Source organism: Caldicoprobacter guelmensis, assembly GCF_016908415.1.
Classification (GTDB): domain Bacteria; phylum Bacillota; class Clostridia; order Caldicoprobacterales; family Caldicoprobacteraceae; genus Caldicoprobacter; species Caldicoprobacter guelmensis.
The window spans coordinates 1-1,137 of the sequence record NZ_JAFBDW010000019.1 but is presented as its reverse complement, the minus strand read 5'-3'; the positions used below and the strand labels follow the sequence as shown (position 1 = coordinate 1,137).

At 37.0% G+C, this 1,137-nt stretch carries 1 protein-coding gene; it reads right to left on the bottom strand.

Going from position 1 to position 1,137, the window contains the following annotated elements; all coding sequences use genetic code 11:
• Positions 1-950 (bottom strand): transposase family protein (locus JOD02_RS11375; protein ID WP_243426533.1); only part of this gene is annotated, 950 nt, incomplete at its 3' end.
• Positions 951-1,137 lie beyond the last annotated feature (187 nt).

The window sequence follows — 1,137 nt, the reverse complement described above, 5'->3', positions numbered from 1 at the left end:
CTGGTGGTTACAACCCAAATCTCTTTTAGCTCCTTCTTATCCCCTTCATAAATCTCCTCTAAAAACCTTATAAACCTTACCTTAATCTCCTCCATACCCCCCATTTCAAATCCATCTTCGTCCCATGCTCTAACAACAATTCTCTTCCTGCTCCCCTCTTCTACTTCCCATTCCCTGTCAGCTTCACGGCTTTGATACAAACCTAACGCATCTTTTACAATATGCAACCTCTCATCTTTTACCCTGACAACTGCATCCATCCCAATCGCAAGTACTTCCTTAATCCATGTTGCTCTGCAATACAAAGCATCTGCAACTATTACATCCGCAAAATGATGAAATTGCTTGTATAGTTTCCTAATAAGCCTCTTGCTCCCACTAAGTTCTCCCTCATCCTTGTCATCACAATCTTTTTTAGGTTCTAACATCTCATAACCCAATACAATATGGGGATCAGAACCCACAGTTGCACAAACTACTGCTTTATGATAATAATGGGTTACTCCTTGTTTATCAACACGAGTAAGACATCTCTCACAACTCTTCTTGGTACTCTCAAATACCTCCACTCCGTCAATAGCAGCAACCTTTAGCCCATCTATTGTGCCCTTCCTAAATACCTTATTCCTGAACGCGGTCTTTACTATATGCTCATGCATGCCATTCAAACTATCTATATCAAAACTACTCAACGAACGCCTAATAGTATCTATCCGAGGTAATTTCTTTCTCCTTGGTAATAATTTTTTAAATTTCTTATTCTCCAGCCAACGCTCTAGTCTATTAAAACTTTTAAGCCCACAGATAAATGCAAACAAAACTATAAATGCTATAGTCGAGGTTTCCACTTGGGGTTTTATCCTCCCATCTTTTAACCTCTTGACTTCTTCTCCAAGATAATATATCCTGGAGAAGTAGGAGAACATTCTTTTTATATGACTTTTGATCATATTGGACCATCCTTTCTTTTTTGGTTTTGTTACACAAAATTTAATTATAGAAAGGATGGTCCTATTTTTTAACCCTAAATTTTTTCCAGTAAAAATCGGAATTTACATATTTCGAGTATTATCCTTTCTAAACCTCTAAATATCAAAGGATTACGCCGTTTTTATTCATTAATTTGCGAAACTTCTG